Below are 18,469 nucleotides of genomic sequence, written 5' to 3'. Positions count from 1 at the left end.
TGGGCGCACCTCGGCCACCTCGGCCGCCCCGGGGTTCAGGGCGACGAAACCGGCCGGGTCCGCACAAAAGTGTCCAGGGCGGTGTCGAAATGCCGTCGCCCCTCGACCGACTTGGCGGCCGGGCCCGACACCCACACGTCGTACATCTTCCCGCCCTCGTCCCAGCCGAGGTCGTAGGTGTGGCGGGGGCCCGCGTCCCCGTCGAAGCCGTTCCAGGTGAACTCCCAGGACGCCGCCGGGTACCCCTTGTGGGTCGTCTTCTCCACACGGCCGTCGCGGTAGCCGGGGTAGCGGTCCGGGGCCTGGGCGGCGGAGTCACGCATCGCGCCGATCGGGCCGCCGGTGCGGGCGTCCTGAATGAGGATGCCGATCCGGAATTCCCTGCCGGGCGAGTAGTAGAAGACACGCGGCGGTTCGAGGGAGCGGGTGTAGCCGTCGGGCACGGCGAGCGCGAACCCGGCCGGGTCCCGGACGACCTGATATCCGGCGGGTGCCTTGACGCGCGGCGTACTGGGCGGCACGGATGCGGCGATCGACGCCTGGCCGGACGGGATCGACGGGCGGCCCGCCTTCGGGTCCACCGATTTCGATTCCCGGTCCACCAGGACGACGGCGAGACCGGCGCCCATGCCGGCCAGCGCGGTGAGGGCGACGGCCGCCACCATGACGGTACGCGCGCGCCCGCTGCGGACGTTCCGGGGCGGGCGGGTGGGCGACGGATCGACGCCCGTGCTCTCGCTCGTACTGTGCGGCGTCCCGCTCGGAATCGGGGCGGGCGGTGGTACGGGCACGCTGCGCTGCGTCGGGGTGTAGCGGGCGGACGGCGTGAGCCGCCCGGTGTCGAGATAGCCGCGCAGCAGCCGCTCCGCCTCGTCCACGCCCATCCGGAGCGCCGGGTCCCGCTCCAGCAGGCCGCGTACGACCGGCAGCAGCGGGCCCGCGTCGACGGGTGGCCGGATCTCGTCGTAGACGACGGCGTGCAGGATCCCGCCGAGGGAGTCACGGTGAAAGGGCGACGCCCCACTGAGTGCGGTGCACAACAGCACCCCCAGGGACCACAGATCCGATTCCGGCCCGGCACGGCCGCCCGACATCCGCTCCGGCGCGGTGTACTCGGGCGAGCCGACGAATGCCCCGGTCTCGGTGATCGTCGTCGCCCCCGACACCTGGGCGATCCCGAAGTCCGTCAGCACGACACGGCCGGTGCCGGCCTCCAGGAGGACGTTCGCGGGCTTGATGTCCCGGTGCAGCACCCCGCGCGCGTGGGCGGCGCGCAGCGCCCCGAGCAACGCGACCCCGATCCGGGCCGCCTCCCGCGCCGGGACCGGCCCCTCGGCCGACAGCCGGTCGGACAACGCCCGGCCGTCCACCAGCTCCATGACGATCCAGGGACGGCCGTCCTGCTCGACGATGTCGTGCAGGACGATCACGTTCGGGTGCTTGATCTGCGCGACCGTACGCGCCTCGCGCAGCGTCCGGTCGCGGTGCGCCTGCGCCTCGGTGGCGCTCAGCTCGTCGTCGACGTGCAGCTCCTTGACCGCGACTTCACGGGCCAGCAGCTCGTCATTGGCACGCCAAACGGTGCCCATGCCGCCACGCCCGATCCTCGGCCCGAGCCGGTAGCGGCCGGCAATCAACCCTTCGGGTGCAGCGAAGGTCCCCATGGCCCCATCTTGCCCCACCCCTCCGGCCCGATACCGGCGGCGTCCCCCATCCAACAGGCCGAATTCAACCGGCCTGGCTTCGTTCGATCACCACCAGCACCCCGCGACTCCCCCGTCGCACGGCGTGCGCGGTATTGGGCGGTACGACATACAGCTCACCGGCCCGGACGGCCACCGGCACGCCCTCCACGGTGAGTTCGAGGCACCCGTCGAGCACGAACAGCGCCTCGGCATCCGCGTGTGCCTCTTCCGCCAGCCCGCCGTCGTCCATGCGCAGCACCTTCACACAGGTGCCGCCGCCCACCTCGCCGAGCACGCGCGAACTCCACGCTTCGGGGAGGGCAGCGGCCACGTTTCGTACGTTGATCGTTTCCATGGACGGTGACGCTAGTGGCGTGGGACGCGGGGTTGGCTGACCGTTGGGCAAAGCTTCCCGGCAGGCGTCGCGCGGACCGCGTCACGAGCCACCCGGCCACTGCCCCCACCAGGCCGGACGACGGGCTGTCCGCGAGACCATCCGAGCCGCCCCGCGATCCGCCCGGCGAGCGCCCCCGACCGGGGTGACCACCTGAGGCAGCCCCGGGGGACGCAGCGCCCCGTACTCCGTGAACCGCACCACCCCGCAGGCCTCGCAGCGGGCCTCGCCGCCGACGCGCGTCCAGCCCGAGCGATGTCCGCACTCCCTGGCGAGGACGGTCACCGTCACCGCTCCTCCGCCAGCAGATGGGACGTCCGCCGGTGCCGACGCAGCGCGACGAGGGCGTCTCCGGCCTTCACCTCGTCCTCCCCGGCCACCGCCTGCCGCCGTGCGGCTTCCAAGTCCGCGCACTCCTCGCAACCGAGCAACGGCCTGGGCCCCGTCGGCCAGAGGCCCGCCGCCTCCCGCTCCTCCCGCGTCGCCAAGCGCAGCACGGAAGCGGGCACCTCCCACTCCAGCCCACCCCCGGGACGCCGCACCTGCACCCGCTGCCCCGCACCCCCGATCACTTGCGCGATCCGGCTCTCCCGCGTGTCCACCACGAACGTGCCGTTCCTGTACGTCATCGAACTGAAGCCTCTCCGAGTTCCATGGGGGCGCCCGGCCCGTGCATTCGGCGGGACCGCTACAGCGTGTCGGCCGACGTGGACCCATCTCCACCCTCATTTCGACATCGAATTTCCTTCAAGGGGTGAGAGATGACCTCGAATCTTCCCCACTTCGACCTCACTTCCCTCAAGTGCCTTCTTCGACTGGGCAGTTGCGCGGCATCGTTCTACCGTCGGAAGTGACGCACTGGGCACACAGGGGACGAGCTGGGGGAGCGGCTTGCCGCGTTCAGCACCCAATCGGCACTGATCTATCCTCGGCAGGCATCCGGTCAGCCGCTGCGGCTTCAACCACGGCACCCTCGTCATTCCACGCCATGAGCACGTCCTCGCCGTCGGGAGATCGCCGATTTGCTCGGGCTGCCGAAAGCACCCACGGCTCCGTGGGCGGGGGGACGGGCCGCGTGCCCTCGGCCGATGAGAACGGCGGGCCGGTGCGGTGGGCAGTGATTCGGCTCGGCCGGGCCGGGCCCCACCCCCACCGCTCACGGGTGTGCGAATACCCGGAAAAAATCCTGTAAGGTTGCTCCCGCAACGCCCCGCACTCGTAGCTCAACGGATAGAGCACTTGACTACGGATCAAGAGGTTGCAGGTTCGAATCCTGCCGAGTGCACAGCCCGAGAGGCCCCTTCCGACATCGGAAGGGGCCTCTTGCGTTTGCCCACCCCAGGTAGCCCTACGGCCGCCAGACGTAGCGGACGTCCGGCTCCCGCTCCTCGTTCCCCGAACCGTCCGTCCGCTCCGCCACCGCGAACCCGTGGCGTTCGTAGAAGCGGTGGGCCGGGGTGTTGATCTGGAAGGTCCACAGGTCCAGGCCGGACGGGGAGCGCTCCTTCGCCACAGTCATGAAGCGGTCGCCCAGGCCACGACCCCGCCAGGCGGGGGCGAGGTAGAGCTGGTCCACCCAGCCGTCGTACAGGACCATCATCCCGACGATCTCCCCGCCCGCCTCCGCGACCCACGTCTCCCGCTCGGGGATCACCACATAGCGGAAGTAGTCGCGGACCTCGTCGTCCGTGTGCGCGCGGCGCACGGTCGGCAGGGCCGCGTCGTACGAGCGGAGCCACGTCTCGGCCGTGCCGATCACGTCGGCGGAGGTGGCGCGGCGGATCAGGGGCTCGCCATCAGGGATGTCCATGCCGCGCAACCTCTCAGCAAAGCCATCGCGGCGCACCCGAATATCGCCTCATCGAGGACAGAATCCGACCTACTCCACCCCTACCCTCTCCCCCATGAAGAGCCACCGCATCAGCGACGAGCAGCGCCGCGCCCGCCTCGGGCGGCGGCATCTGCTCGCACCCGGCCATCGGGCGACGACCGTCGAGGACGTGGCGGACGCGCTCGTCGCCCTCCACGCCACCGACGCCGCGACCGTGTATCTGTCGGCGTGCGCGCGGCTCGCCGAGCCGTCGACGGCGGAGGTGGAGCGGGGGCTGTACGAGGACGTGACGCTGATCAAGCTGCTGTCCATGCGGCGGACCCTGTTCGCCGTGAGCCGGGAGTTCGCCCCGTATGTCAGCTCCTCCACGGCGCGGGCGATCGCGGTGAAGGAGCGCGCCGCGTTCGTGAAGTTCCTGCGGGACGGCACCGACGGGGGCTGGGACGAGGAGCGGCTCGCGCGGACCGAGGCCGAGGTGCTGGCAGCGCTCACCGCGCGGGGTGAGGCCACGACGGCCGAGCTGGCCACGGACGTGCCCGCGCTCAAGGAGACGATCGTGGTGGCACCAGGCAAGCCCTACGAGGCGCGGCAGAGCGTCGGCAGCCGGTTGCTGCGGCTGCTGGCCTCGGACGGGCATGTGCGGCGCGCCCGGCCGCGCGGCTCGTGGACCAGCAGCCTCTACCCGTACGCGCGCGTGCCGCAGCTACCGGAGATCGATGTCCGGGAGGCCAAGGCCGAGGTGGCGCGGCGCTGGCTCGCCGCGTACGGGCCGGCCACGGAAGCGGATCTGAAGTGGTGGACCGGCTGGACGCTCGGCGATACGCGCAGGGCGCTGGCCGACGTGGGGGTGACGGGCGTCGAGTTGGCCCACGGGCCCGGGGTCGTCCTGCCGGACGATCTCGACGAGGGACCCGCCGCCGAGCCCTGGGTCGCGCTCCTCCCCGGGCTCGACCCGACCTCCATGGGGTGGCGCGGCCGCGACTGGTATCTCGCACCCGATCATGTGCCCGCCCTGTTCGACCGGGCGGGCAACGTCGGCCCGACCGTCTGGAGCGACGGGCGCGTCGTGGGCGGCTGGGCGCAGCGGGCGGACGGGGAGGTCGTCTGGCGTCCGCTGGCGGACGTGGGCCGCGAGACGGCCTCCGCGATCGACGCGGAGGCCGCCCGGCTGGGCGCCTGGCTGGGCGGAGTGCGGGTCACGCCCCGCTTCCGCACCCCGTTGGAACGCGAACTGTGCGCGTGAGTGTCACGCCGACGGGACGTCCGGTACCCGGGGAGAGCGCTTCTTGCCCGGCAGGGCCAGCGCCCCGAGCGCCGCGCACGCGGTGAACGCGGCGGCGATCAGCAGCGCCCTGCCGTAGCCGTCGGTCAGCGCCACCCGCAGGTCCTCGTGGGCGGCCAGCCGCCCGGCCGTGGTGTGGGAGGCGACGGTGGCCAGCAGGGCCAGACCGATCGCGCCGCCCACCTGGCGGGAGGTGTTGACGAGGCCGGAGGCGAGGCCGGCCTGGGCCCGGTCGGTGCCGCTCGTGGCGGCGACGGTGGCGGGCATCATCGCCAGGCCCGCGCCGAAGGTCGCCAGGGTGAACGGCACGACCACGTCGCTCGCGAAGCTCCCGTCCGCGCTCAGCCGGGACAGCCAGACGAAGCCGACGGTGCTCAGCGCCATGCCGGTGACCAGCAGCGGCCGTGGTCCGGTACGGGCGATGACCCGGGTGGCGAGCTGCGCGCCCACGATGATCGCGATCGAGCCCGGCAGGAAGCACAGGCCGGCCTTCACGGCGCTGTGGCCGAGGATCTGCTGGAAGTAGAGGGACAGCAAGAACCACATCGAGAAGGTGGCCGCGCCCATGCCCAGCACCACCAGGTTGGCGACGGCCAGGGTGCGGCGGCGCAGGATGCCGAGCGGGACGAGCGGGTGGGCCACCTTGGACTCGATGACGAGGAAGGCGGCGAGCAGTACGGCCGCGGCGGCGAGCGGGGCCCAGACCGCGGCCTCGCCCCAGCCGTGGGTCTCGGAGGAGATGATCCCGTAGACGAGGGCGGTCAGGCCCCCGGTCACGGTCACGGCGCCGGGCAGGTCGAGGCGGCGCAGCCCGCCCTCCCGGGCCGTCACCCGCGGTACGTACACGAGGGCGGCGGCCAGCAGGGCGGCGCCGATGGGCACGTTGACGAACAGCACCCAGCGCCAGCCCGCGTACTCGGTCAGCACCCCGCCGACGACGGCGCCCGCCGCGCCACCGGCCGCCATGACGGCGCTCCAGGCGCCCATCGCCCGGGTACGGGCGGTGGGTTCGGTGAACGTCGTCATGATCAGCGTGAGGGTGGCGGGGGCCAGGATCGCGCCGCCCAGGCCCTGGACCGCGCGGGCGGCGATCAGCAGGGCGCCGCCCTCGGCGAGACCGCCCGCGAGTGAGGCCAGGGTGAAGGCGGCGAGGCCGGTCAGGAAGGCCCGCTTGGTGCCCACGAGGTCGGCGGCCCGGCCGCCGAGCAGCAACAGCCCGGCGAAGGCGAGGGCGTAGGCGTTGACGATCCACTGCTGGCCGGCGGCGCTGAGGTGGAGTTCGGCGCGCATGGCCGGGAGGGCCACGTTCACGATCGACACGTCGAGGACGACCATGAACTGGGCCGCGCAGGCGATGACGAGGATCGCGGCGGCGGACCGGGGTGTGCGGGACGACGGGGACGAGGCGTCGGCGGCAGGCCCGGGTATCGGGTTCGTCGGTGGCGACTGGGCGGCGGCTGTGCGCATGGCGGGGCGTCCTCACAACGGATGGCGGCACCCGAAAGTGGAGGTGCTCTAAAAATGTAGCACCTCTAATTCTGGCGAGGGGGCGGTTATCCTGAACGTATGACGACGGCCCACCCCCGCACCGCCACCGACGCCACGCCCTGCGCCGCACCCCCGGCCGGGCTGCGCGGCCGCAAGCGGGAGCGCACCCGGCGCGCTATCTCCGAGGCCGCCTTCCGGCTGTTCGCCGAGGAGGGGTTCGAGGCCGTCACCCTCACCCGGATCGCGGCGGCGGCGGAGGTGGCACCCGCCACCGTCTTCACGCACTTCGCCTCGAAGGAAGACATCTTCTTCGGGCGCGGCAGCGAGTTCGACGCGGCACTGCCGGAGGCTGTGCTACCCGCCACCGACAGCGCCGAACTCCTCGAGCGGCTGCACCGGTTCTACGTCGACTGCTACGGAATGGTGCTGACCGAGGAAAACGACTCACTCGGTCAGGCCCGGGTCTTCGCCCGCATCCTCCTGGGCAGCCCGGCCCTCCGCCGCAGCTATCTGCCCGTCTCCCGCGCGCGGCGGCGGCGCCTGCTGGAGCTTCTCGTCGAACGCGCCGGGCGGAAGGCGGAAAGCCCGGACGTCCGGGCCGAGCTGGAGCTGTTCGCCTCCTTCGCGAACGCCGTCCGTGAGCAGGCCTTCGAGGCCCTGCACGCTTCGCTCGCCGCGGGCGAGCCGGCGGAGCGGACGCATGAGGTGATCGCCTCCGCGCTTGCCTGCGGCTTCGATCGGCTCGCCCTCGCGTATGGCGGCTGCGCCGTCCTGGACGCGGGTTAGCGTCTGCCCACCGGACTCTGGGTGTGCACCACCGCTGCGCGGCGGTGTCCTCAAGCGCCGGACGGGCTGAAATCAGCCCGTCCGGCGCTTGAGGACCCGGATCGGCCCTAACCCGTCACCTTCCACGTCAGCGAGCCCGACAGCCGCTTCCGCAGTTCCGGGTCCACCACCGCGTCCGTGCGGTCGACGGCTTTGGCCGTCAGGGTGTGCGTCCTGCCGTCCGGCTTCACGCCCAGGGAGCGCGGCGTCACGCTCGTGCGCCCCCGGCCCGCTTGGACCTCGTGTCCGTCCACGTACCAGCGCACGGTCGTGGTGGCGGCGGGCAAACGGACCGTGACCTTGTCGCGGCTGCCGACCTTGCCGGACGTGCTCGTCGTGCTGGTCAGCACGCTCGCGTGGCGGTAGAAGCCCGCGATCATCGCCTCACGGCCCGGGAGGTTGAACTCACGCCCGAGCGACCGCATGATCGAGTCGTCGGTGGGGCGGTAGAGGCCCTTGGGGTAGTAGCCGGCGCCCTCGAACGCGCCGACCTTGCCGCCGTCCGGCGAGGTCTTGCCGATCCAGCGGTACCACTTCTTCTTCTGCGCGGAGAGCTGCGCGGCGGTCAGCTTGCTGGTGTTGGCGCTGCCCGGCTCGGCGCCGGTGTACGTGCCGTACTCCTCGTACTGGTACTCGTCGGCGAGCTTGCCGAAGGAGTGGCCCGTCTCGTGCACGGCGACCTGGTCGGAGTCGTCGTTGTCGGACGAGGCGGTGGCGATGCCGTCGTAACCGACCTTGGAGACGATGTCGTTGTAGCCCGCGCCGCCGTACTTGGTGGAGTTGGACAGCACCACGACCAGGTCCGCGGCGGGCGCCTTCGCGGCGTACGACTCGACACGGCCGGTGTCGACGCACAGCAGCCGCTCGATGCCGTCGCAGAAGAAGCGGGACTTCAGCGCGGTGTCCTTGACGACGCCCTCACCCGGGTCGCCGGAGACGCCGGACTGCTGGGAGACGGCGTCGACGGCCCAGACATTGAAGAGCTTCCTGTACGAGGCATAGGGCTCGACGGCCGACATCTGCGCCCACTTGGAGCGCACGTCGTCGTGGAAGTCGCCCTGCTGGGCGGCGGTGTAGCCGTCGCCGATGAAGACGACGTCGACCTTGGAGCGCACCGTGCCGTTGCCGATGACCTTGGTGACGGCACCGTCGCCCGCGGCCGAGGGGCGGAGCGACTGCGGCGGGGTGGTGGAGGCGGGGATCTTGGTGTGGCGGGGGTGACCGCCGGGGCCCGTGAAGTACTCGACGTGCTGGGTACGTTCACCCTTCGGCTCGGGTGCCGCCGCCTTCGACGCCTTCGTGGACGTCTTGGTGGACGTCGTCGTGGCCATCGCGGTCACCGTCGTCGCCGTGGCGGCCAGCGCGGCCGTGAGGGCCGCACCGGCCGCGAGGGATATTCGTCTGCGCATGGGGGGTCCTCCCTGAGCCCGCCATTAAGTGGCGGGTTAAGTCGCATTGAGGTGCGGCTTAACGTAGGGGCTCAGGTGACGCAAAGCAATGTTTGAGGTCGAAGTTACCAGCGTGACGCAGCAGGTGACGCACCGTGAGACGCGCGAGGCCGCCTTCGCGCGGGCCGCCACACGGCCTCATCCGCGCTACGCCTCGTCCCGCACGAGACGGAGCAGCCGGTCCAGCACCACGCGTCCACCCGCACGCAGGCCGTCGTGCTCGTATTCGTCCGTGACCCACGTCCGCAACCCCGCGATCGCACGCGCGGTGCGCAGCGAGTGCGCGGTGTCGACGTAGAGGTCGTCGTGATAGATCGCGGCCGCCACGGGAACGGTGTTGCGGGCGAGGCGCTCGGGGTCGTAGAGGGGGGTCCAGCCCCGGCGCTCGGCGAGGAGTTCGGCGGTGTGACGCAAGGGGCGCAGGGCAGGGTGGGTGCGCAGCATCCAGGGGTGGACGCTCTCTCCGGTGAAGAGGAAGCGCGCTCCGGGCTCGATCCCCCGTTCGAACTGCGGGTATGCGCCCCTCACCCGATCGGCTGACCAGTGCGTCGCGCGCTCGTCCTGGGCATAGATGGCCTCATGGAGGATGGCGTAAAGAGGGCAGTCGGCGTGGGAGAGGACCGCCGCGACCTGTTCGGCGAAGGCGTCGGACAGCCGCGGGCCCGCGACGGTGTCCACGAAGGCGTCCTCGAGGAGGTAGTGCAGTCGGTGGGAGCCGTCGCCGGTGCCGAGGAGGATGCCGAGTTGCTGGAATGCCGGGACCGTCAGGAGGGTGCCGTCCGGCAGCACCTCCTCGTGGTCGGCGAGGTGGCGCGCGATGCGGCGCGCGGCGGCCTCGTCGCCGGGGTAACGGGCGTAGTGCGCCAGCGACTTGCGCTCCATGCGCGGGTAGGCCGCGCGGTAGACGGTGTCCGCGTCGGCGTCCAGGGACGGCAGACCGCCGGTGATCAGCACCTCGGCGAGCCCCTCGGGCGCGTACGAGAGGTAGGTGACCGCGCAGAAGCCGCCGAAGCTCTGCCCGAGCACGGTCCACGGCCGGCCGCCGGTCAGCCGGGCGCGGATCAGCTCGCAGTCGCGGACTATGGAGTCGGCGCGGAAGTGGGCCAGGTAGTCGGCCTGTTCGGCCGGGGTGCCGCGGAGCGGGAGGGTCTGCCGGGTGGCGGGCGTGGAGCGGCCGGTGCCGCGCTGGTCGAGGAGGAGGACGCGGTAGTCCTCCAGCGCCCGGTCGAGCCAGTTCTCCCGGCCCACGGGCCGCCCGGCGCGGCAGCCGGGGCCGCCCTGGAGGTAGACCAGCCAGGGAAGTTCGTCGTGCCGACGGCGCGTGGCGACGACCTCGCGGGCATAGACGCGTATGTGTTCGCCGTCGGGCGCGCGGTGGTCGAGGGGAACGTCGAAGAAGTGGTCCGTCATGACGAGACCGGGCTGCCGGACGACCCCCGAACCCGTGGTATCTATCGGATCCGCCGGTCCGACCGTCCGCGCGGCAGCAGCCGCCTTCCCCAGGGCTTCCGGCATCATCCGTCCTCACGTCAACTCAAACAGATTTAACTCACGACTTAAGTCACGGCGTAACTTACCGAGGGGCACAAGTGGCCGAGAACAGCACCCACGGCATACGGGCCGACGAACCCGCCGACATCGGCCGACGCGTGCTCCGGATGCGCACGGAACGCGGTCTCACCCAGAAGCAGTTGGCCGAGCCCGCCTACACCGCCGCGTACGTCTCGACCCTGGAGGCCGGGAAGGTACGCCCCTCCGAGACCGCCCTGCGGCATCTCGCCGGGCGCCTCGGCATCACCCTGGAGGAGCTGGCCACCGGCCGCCCCCCGCACCTGGCCGTCGAGCTGCGGCTGCGGCTGACCGACGCCCGGCGGGTGCTGTCCACCGGCGAGGCCGAGGACGCGGCCGTGCGCTACCGCGCCCTGCGCGAGGAGGCCGCCGAGCACACCCTGGTGGCCGAGGAGGCCACCGCCGTGCTCGGGCTCGGCGACTGCGCCCTGGAGACCGGCGACCTCGTCGCCGCCCGCGACCACTTCGCCGAGGTCGAGCGGCTGCTGGCCGACGAGCCCCTGCCGCGCCGCGTCCCCGCCGTCCGCGGCCGCGCCACCGCCCATCTGCTCGCGGGCGAGCTGCGCTACGCGTGCTATCTGCTGGAGTCGACCGTCGACGAGCTGAACGCCGCCGGGCTGCACGACCCCGACGCGCTGCTGCTCCTCTACACCGCCGTCATCGCCCCCTATATGGACATGGGGGCGCACGCGCGGGCGGCGCACGCCGCCGAGCTGGCGCTGGCGCTCGCTCCGAAGGTGGACAACCCGGCGCTCATCGCGAGCATGCACCGCGGGGTGGCCCGCACCCTCATCGCCGAGGGCCGGATCGCCGAGGCCGACGCATCACTCGCCAAGGCCCAGGAGCTGTACCAACAGCTCCACATCCGCACCGAGCTGGCGCACTGCCACTGGATGCGCGGTTACGTCCACGCGCAGGACGGCGATCTGCGGAAGGCCGAGAGCGAGCTGCGCATCGCCCGCGACATGCTGGCCTCCAAGAAGGCCCCGCTGTTCACCGTGCAGGTCGAGGTGGAGCTGGCGGACGTGCTGCGGCGGCGCGGCAAGGCGGCCGAGGCGGAAGAACTGCTGCGCCCGCTGCTCGCGCCCTCGGCGCTGGGCGCCGAGCGCGGCGCGGTCCACGCGGGCGGCGCGCACCGGCTGCTGGGGCTGATCGCCGAGGAGCGCTCCGACACCGAGGCCGCCGAGGAGCACTACTGCGCGGCGCTGTCCCTGCTGGAGCGCACGGGCGCCGCGGGCGATCTCGCCGATCTGTGCCGGCTGCTGGGTGACCTGCTGCGGCGCACCGGCCGTACGGACGCCGCGCTCGACGCGTACCGCACGGGTCTCGGACACCGCGCGGCGCCCGGGACGACGACGCTGGGCCCCGCGCCCGCCGCGCCTCCGCTGTGGCGGCCGTAGCCGTGTCCGGCGGACCGTGGGGGTGCACCACCGCTGCGCGGCGGTGTCCTCAATCGCCGGACGGGCTGGTTTTGGCTGACCTCAGCCGATACCAGCCCGTCCGGCGTTTGAGGACGCGCCCGCAGGGCGCCCGCCGTCAGGCGAAACGCGGCAAGCGCGCCGCTGACCGGCCCTCCCCTCCAGAGGCCGGTCAGCGGTCGGTCGTGTACGGCGCGAGGAGGCTGCCCCAGCCGCGCCGCAGGTCCTGGTACTCGTCGGCGCACAGCTCGGCGCGCTCCTTGGTGAGCTGCGTGCCGTCGACGAGTTCGCCGCTCTTCTTCGGCGCGGCGCCGTAGAGGTAGCAGCGGTAGTTGGCCGAGCGGGTGGCCTCCGGCGGGTGCTCGGCGGAGAAGTCGATCTCATCGGGGTCGGTCTCGCGCGCGTACTGGGCGTAGTTGTCGGCGGCGGCCAGCACCGCGGCCCGGCCCTCGGCGCCCTGCGGGATCAGGCTGTACGCGGCGAACTGGTCGGCGACGTCCTCCTCGCGACCGGTGGTCGCGAGGTGCAGCGTGTCCTTCAGGGCGTGCGCGGCCTCGTGGTAGAGCGTCTCGGTGATCACGCCCGCGGTACGCCCGTCCGGGTCCGGGCTGTGGGCGTCCTCGAACATCGACCGGACCTCGCCGATGAAGTCGTAGCAGAGCTCGATGCGCCGGGTCTGCTGGTCGTAGGTGGGGACGTCGTCCTTCTCGTCGCAGGTCCGGCCGACGACGTCGATCGTCTTCGGCAGTCGCAGGCTGTCGTTCAGGTGCTCGGCGACCCGCTCCGGCAGCCGTCGGTCCTTCAGGAAGGACCGCTCGTCGGCGCCGCCGCGCCGGGGAGCCTCGTAGGACACGGACAGGCCGCCGCTTGTGGGGGACGCGGCGGCCTGGGACCGGGTACAGCCGCACGCGGTCGCCAGGGCGACGCAGACGCCGGTCGCGACGAGGGCGCGGGCGCGCCACGCGCGATCGGGCGTCCGGGGGTGGGCCCCGGCATGGTGCAGCATGGACACACTCTGCCGGTCGGGGTAACCGGAACGGAATCCCCCGTGGGTCCCGGCCGACCCCCGCCGATCGGCGGGGGTGTCCCCTCCCGCCGGGTGGAGCGCCTGGCTCCGCTTTTGTCCGAGCCGTACGGCAGGCTGGAGGGCGCCGGGGCCGACCGATGGCACCCGGCTCTGAACAGGGAAGAGGGAGCGGCCCGTGATCCGTGTTGCGGTGGTGGACGACGAGCAGCTCGTCCGGTCCGGGCTCCGGATGATCCTGGGCACGGCCCAGGACATCGAGGTGGTCGCGGACTGCGGCGGCGGCACGGCCGTGGACACCGTGCGCGGCTGCGCACCCGACGTGGTGCTGCTCGACATCCGGATGCCGGACGTCGACGGGCTGACCGTCCTCCGCGCGCTCCGCCGCCTCCCGCACCCGCCGGCCGTCGCCATGCTCACCACCTTCGACGCCGACGAGTACCTCGCCGCGGCGCTGCGCGCCGGTGCCTCCGGGTTCCTGCTCAAGGACACCGACCCCGAGCAGCTCGTGCGGGCCGTGCGGACCCTCGCAGCCGGTGCCAGCGTGCTGGACCCGGGCGTCACCCGCGCGGTCATCGGCGGCTATCTCGCCGCCGAGGCCGAGACGACCGCCGCCTCCGCGGTCCAGGCGCTGACCCCGCGCGAGCGCGAGGTGCTGGCCCACCTCGGCGCGGGTCTCGCCAACCCGCAGATCGCCGAGCGCATGGGGCTGGCCCCCAGCACGGTCAAGGACCACGTCCGGGCGGTCCTCGGCAAACTCGGCGGCGTCAACCGCGTCCAGGCCGCCGTCGTCGCCGACCGCGCGGGCCTCGTCGCCACCCGCCGCCCCGCCGACGCCACCCCGTCGGACGGCGGCGCCCGATGAGCGTGCCACCCCGGCCCGCGCGCCGCTTCGCGGCTGCCCGGGTCGGCCGGCTGCCCGCCGCCCTGCCCGTCGTGGTGCCCGTGCTCTTCGCGGTCATGGACGCGCTGCTCGTCAACGGCACCGGGCTGGGGCTGGAGCTCGGGGTGTCGCTGCTCGCCGCGGTCGCGCTGCTGTGGCGCCGGCGGTTCCCGCTCACCGTCTTCGCGGCCACCCTGCCCGGCATCTACATCGGCTACATCTGGTTCGCGCCCATGGTCGCGCTCTACACGATCGCCGTCCGCCGGCCCGACCGGCGGCTGCTCGTCGCGTGCGGGGCGCTGCTGGCCACCGCGCACTTCCTGCCCTACCCGATCTCCGAGCTCTCCTTCGACGACCGCCGCGAGACGGCCCTCTTCCTCGTCGACGCGCTCGTCACCGCGGCCACCCCCATCGCCGTCGGCCTGCTCACCCGCACCCGCCGCGAACTCGCCGCCCGCCTCGACGAGCTGACCCGCAGCCGCGCCCGCGAGGACCGGCTGCTGTCCGACCAGGTCCTCGCCACCGAGCGCGCCCGGCTCGCCCGCGAGATGCACGACGTCGTCGCCCACCAGGTCAGCCTCATCAGCCTGCAGGCCGGGGCCGTGCAGATCAGCACGGCCGACAACGAGGCCCGCGCCGGGGCCCGCACGATCCGCGAACTGTCCGTGCGCACCCTCGACGAGCTGCGCCACATGGTCGGCATCCTGCGCGCCGCGGGCGCCGACACCGAGGAGCTGACCCCCCAGCCACGCCTGGCGGACCTGCCCCGGCTGATCGAACTGAGCGCGCTGAACGTCGACTACGAGGACACCTCCGACCGCGAGGCCGAGCGCTCGGAGGCCGTGGAGCGCGCCGCCTTCCGCACGGTGCAGGAGGCGCTGACGAACGTGCGCAAACACGCGCCCGGGGCATGGGTGGGGGTCCGGGTCACCGAGGAGGCGGGGCGGGGCCTGCGGGTCGAGATCCGCAACGGCCCGGCGGACGCGGCCGTACCGGCACCGGAACTGCCCGGCGGGGGCCACGGTCTGGTCGGGCTGCGGGAGCGGGCGCAGAGCCTGGGCGGGACGCTGACCGCGCACGGGACGGGCGAGGGCGGCTTCCTCGTACGGGCGGAGTTCCCCACGGCGGAGTTCCCGGCTACGGGGTGAAAGCGGGGTGGGGTGAACGCGGGCCGGAGTGAACGCGCGGCGGGCTGAACGCGGGCCGGGGTGAGGGGCCGGGGTGAACGCGCTAAGCCGACAGCGGGTCGGCCCGTTCGTCGGTCGCGCTGTCCAGGTCGGGGAAGACCTCGAAGAGGCGGCGCACCCCGAGCGCGCCCAGCACGCGGTTGACGTGTGAGCCGTCGACCGCGCCCTGCGCGGGCAGGATCAGCCGCAGCCGTCCCTGGCAGGACCGCATCAGCCGCCGGGCGGCGATCAGCACGCCCACACCGCTGGAGTCGCAGAAGCGGACCTCACCGAGGTCGAGCACCAGGGAGCGCCGCCCCTCGGCGACCGCGTCGTGCACATGCTGCCGGACCGCCGGCGAGGTCACGAGATCCATCTCTCCGGAGACCTGGAGCACGGCCCAGTCGCCCTGCTCGCCCTCCGTCACCTTCAGTGTCACGTGCCCGCAGCCCTTCACTCGGTCCCGCGCTCCCACGGACGTCTTTCCTCGGTGGCCTCTGCCCGGCCGCTCCTGCGTGAAACACCACCTGGCATACGCCGACCGCCAAGGAGCCTATGCCCGGTCCGAAGCCCTCTCCCCCACGGATCCGGTCACACCCGCATAACACATCGGCACATTCGCGCACGTACGATCTGTACCGATCGGCAAAACAGGCACAAAGTGAACGTACCCATATCATCCATGGCCGTTCCCGGACAGCGATTTGCCGCAAAGGCGGCTGCGCCACCAGGCCCGGCCATTACATTCGACGAGTATGTGACGGTGGGCACAAGCAGTTTTGGGCAGCAGTACGACGTACGCGCGTACGGACACGTGAGTGAGGCGCCGCCGGGGGCCACCTGCGTGGCGATGCGCTCGGAGGGGGCCGCATGACGAACGACGCACCACCCCGATGGGACCGGAAAATGCAGCAGCGCCTCGCGAGCGGCGAGGCCGCCGCGCTCGGTGAGCTGTACGACCGGTTCGCCTCCCTCGTGCACGGCCTCGCCCACCGCGTCCTCGGCGACGAGGCGGGCGCCGACCGCGTCACCCGCGAAGTGTTCGGCTACGTCTGGGAGCACCCCGACGCCTACGACCCCAAGCAGGGCCCCTTGCGCTCCTGGATCGCGACGGTCACCCACCGGCAGGCCGTCAGCAGGCTGCGCCAGTCGGAGAGCGACCGGGAGAGCGCGCCCGAGGAGATCGAGGAGAAGGTCCGCGCCGCGTCCGCCGCCGCCCGCGCCGATTACATCGTCACTTCCATGCCCGCCCCGCTGCGCGCCGCCCTCGACCTCGCCTACTTCCGCCGCCTCGACTACCGCAGGGCCGCCGCCGACCTCGGCGTCACCGAGGACGAGGCCCGTCGTCGGCTCCGCCTGGGCCTGCAACTGCTCTCCACGGCCCACCCCGGGCCCCGCGCGATGACGCCGCCCGACGGCAGGGGCGGGAGGGTCGGCCGGTGAGCGGCACGAACGACCCCGCGGGCCCCGGCCGCCAACTACCGGACGGCGGGAACGGCACTCCGGGCAGCCCGCCACGCATACCCCCGCCCCGCTCACCCGCCGAGGACGCGCCGCGCTGGCCGTACGCACCGGACCCGGCGCCGGCCTCTCCCCCGGCACCGCCGAAGGCCGCTCCGGAGCCTGCCACGCCACCGGCGCCGCCGATGTCCCACGGGTTGCTCAAGTCCCTGCTCGGCGCCTGGGCGTTGGCCGCCTGTTCCGCCGAGGAGACGGCGGCGGTCGAAGCGCATCTGACGGACTGCGCGAGCTGCGCGGAGGAGGCCGTCCGGCTGCGTGACGCGGTCGCCCTGCTGCACCCCGAGGACAATCTCGACCTCGACCCCACCCTGCGCTCCCGCATCCTCGCCACCTGCCTGACCCGCCGCCCCGCCCGTATCCCGGTGCCCGAATGGGCCGCCCCCTATGACGCGGAGACCGCCCGCCTCGACGCCCTGCTCCGCGACATCGGCGAGGCGGAATGGCGGGCCCCGGTGCGGCTGGGCTGGTTCGACGGCCGGCGCCCGGCCGGGCGGGAGGCCACCGTGGCCGAGGTGATCGGCCATCTGATGGCCGTGGACGGCATCGTCGCGGACGCGCTCGGACTCCCCACCCGACGCGGCTGCGAGGGATCCGGGACACCAGCGGAACGCACGGAGGCGTTCTGGGCGTCGGCCGCCGCCGAGCAGGCACCCGGAGAAACGCGGGCCGCCTGGCGCACCCAGGGCCACTCGCTCATCAGGACCGTGTCCTTCGCGGGCGGCGACGCCGCCGAACTCGACGTCCCCTACGGCCCGTTCACCCTGCCGCTGCGGGACTCCTTCCTCGACCGCGCCTTCGAGTGCTGGGTGCACGCCGGGGACATCGCGGAAGCCGTCCACTACCCCTACGCCCCACCCGCGGCCGGCCACCTCCACCGCATGATCGACCTCGCGGCCCGGCACCTGCCCGCCACGATCGCGCACCGCCGCCGCACGGGCCTCTCGGGCCCGCCCCGCACCCTGGTCGCGGCGGGCAACCCGGGCCGCACCCTCCACCTGGAGATCGAGGGCGATGGCGGCGGCCACTGGCACATCCCCCTCGACTCCCCCGCGGCCCTCCCCTCACCGGACGAGGAGGTCGCCCACGTCGCACTGGACGCCCTGGAGTTCTGCCGCCTCGCGGCGGGGCACGTGCCGCCGGAGGAAGCGGCGGCGGGGCAGCTCGGGGATCGCGAGGCGATCCGCGACGTGCTGTGCGCCACGGCGTCGCTCTCGCGGTTGTGACGGATTCCGTATGACGTGCTGTGGGGCCCCGCATCCCGGATGCGGGGCCCCACGGGACGGGAGGCCCGCGGCAACAGGTGACTCCCGAAAGCTGCGGCAGACCGTCCGGACGGAACAGGTACCTGCATCGCAGTCTTGATGAGTTTCTCCCATGCGGCCGGGCGTTGCTGGAAGGGTTGCAACGCTTGCCGGATGGATCCGGACGCCCACTGAACAACCCCCGGGTACCGGCCAGGCCCGAAACCGATACGGCCGCCATTGTTCACTCGTTGCCCGGACGCCCGGCAAACAATCCGCGCCGCCCGTTCCTTTCACGAAAGAAACGAAGCCCCGGAATCCTGGAAACAACAAGGTCCCCGGAGCGGGTGCCTTCGCGCCGCGCGAGCTGAGACAGTGAAGCTGTGTCGCGGGCGGCAACCCGTGACGCCTCGTCAATGACCGTCCGGACCAAGGGAAGTGGTAGCTGTGTCCATTGATACGCACACTCTGTGCGTCAGTCTTCCGGGAGGCAGGGCCCTCACGGTGCCGCCGGTGATTCCGGTGCTGGTGGTCGTCGTCGTGCTCGTCGCACTCGGCTACGACGAGACCGCCGCGCTCGCGACCATTCTCGCCGCCGGTACGGCGGCACGCGAGCTCCAGCGCACGTCCTGACCCCTGTCGGCAATCCAGGGGGTGCCGCGACAACGCGGCACCCCCTGGACCACCCGCAGGG

The 18,469-nt window shown here is 72.7% G+C and carries 17 protein-coding genes and 1 tRNA gene; 8 read left to right on the top strand and 10 right to left on the bottom strand.

All coding sequences use genetic code 11. The annotated features are described in order from the left end of the window. Positions 1–35: 35 nt before the first annotated feature. The 4 genes from ACZ53N_RS16635 to ACZ53N_RS16620 all read right to left on the bottom strand — a co-directional run bounded on the left by ACZ53N_RS16635 (position 36) and on the right by ACZ53N_RS16620 (position 2,708). Positions 36–1,664 carry a serine/threonine-protein kinase gene (locus tag ACZ53N_RS16635; RefSeq protein ID WP_469141562.1) on the bottom strand — a complete coding sequence of 543 codons (1,629 nt, stop codon included), beginning with the start codon at positions 1,662–1,664 and terminating at the stop codon, positions 36–38. Between the two features lie 64 nt (positions 1,665–1,728). Beyond that, on the bottom strand, positions 1,729–2,040 hold the full coding sequence (locus ACZ53N_RS16630) for a cupin domain-containing protein (RefSeq protein WP_469141561.1): 312 nt from the start codon (positions 2,038–2,040) through the stop codon (positions 1,729–1,731). Positions 2,041–2,121: 81 nt separating this feature from the next. Beyond that, entirely contained in the window at positions 2,122–2,364 is a 243-nt protein-coding gene (locus ACZ53N_RS16625; protein WP_469141624.1) for a DUF6255 family natural product biosynthesis protein, read from the bottom strand. Between the two features lie 2 nt (positions 2,365–2,366). Further along, positions 2,367–2,708: a hypothetical protein gene (locus tag ACZ53N_RS16620; protein ID WP_469141560.1), complete on the bottom strand. Its 342-nt coding sequence runs from the start codon at positions 2,706–2,708 to the stop codon at positions 2,367–2,369. A 583-nt stretch (positions 2,709–3,291) separates the two neighbouring features. On the opposite strand from ACZ53N_RS16620, the gene ACZ53N_RS16615 reads away from it, so the two are divergent. Then, positions 3,292–3,364 (top strand) — tRNA-Arg (locus ACZ53N_RS16615). A gap of 63 nt (positions 3,365–3,427) precedes the next feature. Here the strand turns inward: ACZ53N_RS16615 and ACZ53N_RS16610 are convergent. Further along, the gene (locus ACZ53N_RS16610; RefSeq protein WP_469141559.1) at positions 3,428–3,889 is read right to left on the bottom strand and encodes a GNAT family N-acetyltransferase; all 462 of its coding nucleotides are present in this window, start codon (positions 3,887–3,889) and stop codon (positions 3,428–3,430) included. 94 nt (positions 3,890–3,983) lie between these two features. Between ACZ53N_RS16610 and ACZ53N_RS16605 the strand changes: the two genes are divergently transcribed. Next, positions 3,984–5,153: a winged helix DNA-binding domain-containing protein gene (locus ACZ53N_RS16605; protein ID WP_469141558.1), complete on the top strand. Its 1,170-nt coding sequence runs from the start codon at positions 3,984–3,986 to the stop codon at positions 5,151–5,153. Positions 5,154–5,156: 3 nt separating this feature from the next. Here ACZ53N_RS16605 and ACZ53N_RS16600 read toward each other — a convergent pair whose 3' ends face one another. Further along, complete coding sequence (locus ACZ53N_RS16600; protein ID WP_469141557.1) at positions 5,157–6,659, bottom strand: MFS transporter; 1,503 nt, start codon at positions 6,657–6,659, stop codon at positions 5,157–5,159. A 99-nt stretch (positions 6,660–6,758) separates the two neighbouring features. Between ACZ53N_RS16600 and ACZ53N_RS16595 the strand changes: the two genes are divergently transcribed. After that, complete coding sequence (locus ACZ53N_RS16595) at positions 6,759–7,466, top strand: TetR/AcrR family transcriptional regulator (protein WP_469141556.1); 708 nt, start codon at positions 6,759–6,761, stop codon at positions 7,464–7,466. Between the two features lie 107 nt (positions 7,467–7,573). On the opposite strand, the gene ACZ53N_RS16590 is transcribed toward ACZ53N_RS16595, so the two are convergent. After that, positions 7,574–8,914: a M64 family metallopeptidase gene (locus ACZ53N_RS16590; protein WP_469141555.1), complete on the bottom strand. Its 1,341-nt coding sequence runs from the start codon at positions 8,912–8,914 to the stop codon at positions 7,574–7,576. 186 nt (positions 8,915–9,100) lie between these two features. Beyond that, positions 9,101–10,363: an alpha/beta fold hydrolase gene (locus ACZ53N_RS16585; protein ID WP_469141623.1), complete on the bottom strand. Its 1,263-nt coding sequence runs from the start codon at positions 10,361–10,363 to the stop codon at positions 9,101–9,103. Positions 10,364–10,611: 248 nt separating this feature from the next. Between ACZ53N_RS16585 and ACZ53N_RS16580 the strand changes: the two genes are divergently transcribed. Then, positions 10,612–11,922, top strand: coding sequence for a helix-turn-helix domain-containing protein (locus ACZ53N_RS16580; protein ID WP_469141622.1), 1,311 nt, complete (start codon positions 10,612–10,614; stop codon positions 11,920–11,922). Positions 11,923–12,112: 190 nt separating this feature from the next. On the opposite strand, the gene ACZ53N_RS16575 is transcribed toward ACZ53N_RS16580, so the two are convergent. Beyond that, the gene (locus ACZ53N_RS16575; RefSeq protein ID WP_469141554.1) at positions 12,113–12,946 is read right to left on the bottom strand and encodes a DUF4344 domain-containing metallopeptidase; all 834 of its coding nucleotides are present in this window, start codon (positions 12,944–12,946) and stop codon (positions 12,113–12,115) included. 196 nt (positions 12,947–13,142) lie between these two features. Between ACZ53N_RS16575 and ACZ53N_RS16570 the strand changes: the two genes are divergently transcribed. Further along, positions 13,143–13,829 (top strand): response regulator, encoded by a 687-nt coding sequence (locus ACZ53N_RS16570; RefSeq protein ID WP_469141553.1) that lies wholly within the window; start codon positions 13,143–13,145, stop codon positions 13,827–13,829. After that, on the top strand, positions 13,826–14,995 hold the full coding sequence (locus ACZ53N_RS16565; protein WP_469141552.1) for a sensor histidine kinase: 1,170 nt from the start codon (positions 13,826–13,828) through the stop codon (positions 14,993–14,995). Before ACZ53N_RS16570 ends, ACZ53N_RS16565 begins: the two co-directional genes overlap by 4 nt. Before the next feature lie 82 nt (positions 14,996–15,077). Here the strand turns inward: ACZ53N_RS16565 and ACZ53N_RS16560 are convergent, their stop codons facing one another. Next, positions 15,078–15,452, bottom strand: coding sequence for an STAS domain-containing protein (locus ACZ53N_RS16560; protein ID WP_469141551.1), 375 nt, complete (start codon positions 15,450–15,452; stop codon positions 15,078–15,080). 431 nt (positions 15,453–15,883) lie between these two features. Here ACZ53N_RS16560 and ACZ53N_RS16555 point away from each other — a divergent pair, with 431 nt between their 5' ends. Both ACZ53N_RS16555 and ACZ53N_RS16550 read left to right on the top strand, forming a co-directional pair. After that, entirely contained in the window at positions 15,884–16,456 is a 573-nt protein-coding gene (locus ACZ53N_RS16555) for a sigma-70 family RNA polymerase sigma factor (protein WP_469141550.1), read from the top strand. Then, the gene (locus tag ACZ53N_RS16550; RefSeq protein ID WP_469141549.1) at positions 16,453–17,757 is read left to right on the top strand and encodes a maleylpyruvate isomerase N-terminal domain-containing protein; all 1,305 of its coding nucleotides are present in this window, start codon (positions 16,453–16,455) and stop codon (positions 17,755–17,757) included. The genes ACZ53N_RS16555 and ACZ53N_RS16550 overlap by 4 nt, the downstream gene beginning before the upstream one ends. Positions 17,758–18,469: the final 712 nt, after the last annotated feature.

It is taken from the genome of Streptomyces sp. NPDC033229 (assembly GCF_055576875.1).
This window is presented reverse-complemented; position numbering and strand designations above follow the sequence as displayed.

Coding starts and splice junctions, on each gene's coding strand:
- ACZ53N_RS16595 (WP_469141556.1), top strand. CDS start 6,759: ATGACGACGGCCCACCCCCGCACCGCCACCGACGCCACGCCCTGCGCC.
- ACZ53N_RS16600 (WP_469141557.1), bottom strand. CDS start 6,659: ATGCGCACAGCCGCCGCCCAGTCGCCACCGACGAACCCGATACCCGGG.
- ACZ53N_RS16575 (WP_469141554.1), bottom strand. CDS start 12,946: ATGCTGCACCATGCCGGGGCCCACCCCCGGACGCCCGATCGCGCGTGG.
- ACZ53N_RS16610 (WP_469141559.1), bottom strand. CDS start 3,889: ATGGACATCCCTGATGGCGAGCCCCTGATCCGCCGCGCCACCTCCGCC.
- ACZ53N_RS16605 (WP_469141558.1), top strand. CDS start 3,984: ATGAAGAGCCACCGCATCAGCGACGAGCAGCGCCGCGCCCGCCTCGGG.
- ACZ53N_RS16555 (WP_469141550.1), top strand. CDS start 15,884: ATGACGAACGACGCACCACCCCGATGGGACCGGAAAATGCAGCAGCGC.
- ACZ53N_RS16630 (WP_469141561.1), bottom strand. CDS start 2,040: ATGGAAACGATCAACGTACGAAACGTGGCCGCTGCCCTCCCCGAAGCG.
- ACZ53N_RS16620 (WP_469141560.1), bottom strand. CDS start 2,708: ATGACGTACAGGAACGGCACGTTCGTGGTGGACACGCGGGAGAGCCGG.
- ACZ53N_RS16590 (WP_469141555.1), bottom strand. CDS start 8,914: ATGCGCAGACGAATATCCCTCGCGGCCGGTGCGGCCCTCACGGCCGCG.
- ACZ53N_RS16635 (WP_469141562.1), bottom strand. CDS start 1,664: ATGGGGACCTTCGCTGCACCCGAAGGGTTGATTGCCGGCCGCTACCGG.
- ACZ53N_RS16565 (WP_469141552.1), top strand. CDS start 13,826: ATGAGCGTGCCACCCCGGCCCGCGCGCCGCTTCGCGGCTGCCCGGGTC.
- ACZ53N_RS16580 (WP_469141622.1), top strand. CDS start 10,612: ATGCGCACGGAACGCGGTCTCACCCAGAAGCAGTTGGCCGAGCCCGCC.
- ACZ53N_RS16585 (WP_469141623.1), bottom strand. CDS start 10,363: ATGACGGACCACTTCTTCGACGTTCCCCTCGACCACCGCGCGCCCGAC.